The sequence below is a fragment of the Xanthomonas cannabis pv. cannabis genome, from assembly GCF_000802365.1.
Classification (GTDB): Bacteria; Pseudomonadota; Gammaproteobacteria; order Xanthomonadales; family Xanthomonadaceae; genus Xanthomonas; species Xanthomonas cannabis.
In genome coordinates this window covers 1-2,874 of record NZ_JSZE01000195.1, presented here as the reverse complement: position 1 = coordinate 2,874, position 2,874 = coordinate 1, and the positions used below count along the sequence as shown (strand labels likewise).

Genomic DNA, 2,874 nt, shown 5'->3' with positions numbered 1-2,874 from the left:
GCTCTGGGCGGTCAAGGGGCTTGGCATGGTGCTGGACATGGATTTTACGAACGGCATCACAAGCCAGGCCATGCAAACCGGCGGGATGGGCGTATTGTTGACGCTCCTGATCCTGACGACCCCTCCGATGGCCGCGTTCTTCTTCCAAGGTACCTTGGGTAGCTTCATGGCGTATTCTCAGATTGGTGGGGCGGCGTCGGCTGGCGCATCGCCAGGGCCGCAGGGACAGGCGCCTGGCTCTTACACTCCTGCTCAAAAGGTTGATGGAAATAACAGCACAGCGGGAGCTACTTCGCAGGTTCGGGGTACGTCATCCGCCACCTCTCCGAGCCCCGAATTTAGCCAAGCAAGCCGCGGGGCTCACCGCGACCTGAATACATAGGTATAGATGCATGTATAAGCTCCTACTCATCGGTGTTTTTGTTTGCGTTTCATTGGGGCAACCCTTTTCAGCTCGTGCGGAAGGTAATTGTCCCCCAGGGTTCTATCCCATCGGTGGGCAAGGAGTATCCGGATGTGCACCGATTGAAGGCTCCTCTGGAGCAGCGTCCCCAACTGCTACTGGAGAATGGCAAACGCGTTGGGGAGCTCTCTCAATGGATGAGGCTAATGGATTTATCGGAGCATCTTCAAGTCAAAAGTCAAAAGGTCTTGCGCGCAAAGAGGCCGAACTTGAATGCAAGAGACTAGGTGGGGTTAAGTGCAGGCCTATTTTTTACTACAAAAACCAATGCGCGGCAATTGCCGTTTCATTAGGAACTAATGGCTACGGATATTCTGGCGCACCATCCATTGATGAGGCGGAGACGTCAGCGATGAAAACCTGTGCTGCAAAATCAGACATCGGAAAGTGTAAGGTTACATACTCCGCATGCAGTATGTCCTCTTTCAGGAAATATTAGGTTTTTGCAAGTTGAGTGGTGTTCTGCTATGAAGCGATAAGGCTGAAATTTTCGCTCCAGCAAGAGCCGTGGCCTTGTACGCTGCATGCGCCGGCCAAAGGAGTGCAATTGGCATCACAAGCCAGGCCATGCAAACCGGCGGGATGGGCGTATTGTTGACGCTCTGATCCTGACGACACCTCCGATGGCCGCGTTTTTCTCCCAGGGAACCCTGGGTAGCGTCATGGCGTATTCTCAGATTGGTGGGGCGGCGTCGGCTGGCGGATCGCCAGGACCGCAGGGACAGGCGCCTGGCTCTTATTCGCCCCCAGGCCCGTCGAAGCCAACGGCTCGAACGAAGCGGCAGGTACCCGACAAGTGCTAGGCTCCTTCAGTCCGATTCAATACCAAAGTACCGGTAGCAGAGCTTCTGAAAGAATCCAGAGTTAGTAGGCAGGCTGATGAAACCTTACTTTGAAGTTTTACTTTTCTTGGCATTTTGCTCATTTATTTTTCCTTTGTTTGCCGAAGGGAGTTGCCCCCCCCTGGTTATTATCCTTTATCGGCGGCCAAGGTGTTTCAGGGTGTGCATAGCCAAGAGTCAGGCGGTGTGCCGCAGCCTAGCGGCGAATGGAGAACTCGCTGGGGGGCTCTTGCAAGAGACGAGCTAACGCAGACGCTTGGCGTATCTGCTGGAGAGAAATCTAAATCCGCTGCAAGGCGCGCAGCTATAAATTATTGTGGTTTAAAAGGCGCTAAAGCTTGTAAGGTCATATTCGAATATAAGAATGCATGTGTTGCCGTTGTAGAGTCAAAATCCATGGCTAGTTCAAGCACCATCTCTGCGCCGAACAGCGAGCAGGCATTTGAAATGGCTTCCGATAGATGCGAAATCAAGGGTGCGAGGGACTGTGAGCTGATTTATTCAGCATGCAGTGACCCGGAATTTAGGGCCTATTAGGGCTTGCGACGTCACAGGATTTCGGACGCAGTCAGGCGCGCAAACTTGGATACAGCGGCGGCGAAGAATTTTATGGCCGTGGTTACGTGCATCTCACGCACGATTACAATTACGCCAAGTTTGACAAATTGCTTGGCCTGAACGGCGAAATGGTCCGCAATCCGGACATGGCGAAAGACCCTGAAATTGCGGCAAAGGTATTGGTTGTCGTTATGCGTGATGGCTTGTTTACTGGTAAGCCGCTCGGTCGTTACATTGATGCCGACAGCCACGACGTTTACGACGCCAGGCGTGTGGTTAATGGCGTGACGCCTAGTAAACCTTGGAGTATCGAAGCTGCTAAGGACTGCGAACGACACGCGGAAAGTTGGTAACGTTGTGTTCCTGATTTGATCGAAAGCGTCAAGCGGGATGGTGTTGATCTTAAAGCCAGCGTGGCACCGAGCTCGGTCTCCCATCATGCCGCGAAGTCGCACGACGGCCGACTTGAACAAGGCGAGCGCGGCGAGCAAGTGAAGCAACTGCAAGGCCAACTCGCCCAACTTGGCGCTACAGGCCGCGACGGCAAGCCGCTCCACGCCGATGGCGACTTTAGTGGCAACACTAAATATGCGGTCGAGCAATTCCAGCGGGAGCATGGCCTGCAGGTCGATGGCGTCGTGGGACGGCAGACGCAGGCTGCATTAGGCCAGGCATTGTCGCAGCGCACGGCCAAGCAGGCCGAGCATACGGTCACTCCGGCAGCGCCGGTGCAGACATCCAGTCCCTTGTTGTCCGATTCCCGCCATCCCGATAACGCGATGTACAACGGCGCAGTCAGTAAGCTCGAAGCCTTGGGCGAGCGTGGTGGTTTTGCCAACCGTCAGGAACTGCAGCAGGCGGCTGGCCAGATTGTATTCGAGGCCAAGGTGCGACGTCCCCCCGACGTCCCCCCGCCCTGAGTAGCGGTCGGGTTTAGAGTCCGGGGTTGATGATATCGGTGTTTGCCAGATGTTGGGCATAAGCGGACGGCGTCATGCCGCCAATTGCTTT

Annotated in this window: 3 protein-coding genes and 1 pseudogene; all 4 read left to right on the top strand. The window is 54.8% G+C overall.

Translation table 11 applies throughout. The features are described from left to right. Positions 1–382: conjugal transfer protein TrbL (locus OZ10_RS22985; RefSeq protein WP_081419699.1), on the top strand; the 382-nt coding region annotated here is incomplete at its 5' end. A 10-nt stretch (positions 383–392) separates the two neighbouring features. Then, positions 393–902 carry a DUF4189 domain-containing protein gene (locus OZ10_RS23290; RefSeq protein ID WP_081419698.1) on the top strand — a complete coding sequence of 170 codons (510 nt, stop codon included), beginning with the start codon at positions 393–395 and terminating at the stop codon, positions 900–902. Between the two features lie 553 nt (positions 903–1,455). Further along, a complete protein-coding gene (locus OZ10_RS23285) occupies positions 1,456–1,842 on the top strand; it encodes a DUF4189 domain-containing protein (protein ID WP_425598957.1) in 387 nt (128 codons plus the stop codon). A 5-nt stretch (positions 1,843–1,847) separates the two neighbouring features. After that, positions 1,848–2,753: pseudogene (locus OZ10_RS23080) on the top strand (peptidoglycan-binding protein); the annotation flags it as partial. Positions 2,754–2,874: the final 121 nt, after the last annotated feature.

Excerpts from the sequence above, each read along its gene's own strand:
- OZ10_RS23290 (WP_081419698.1), top strand. The coding sequence starts at position 393 with ATGTATAAGCTCCTACTCATCGGTGTTTTTGTTTGCGTTTCATTGGGG.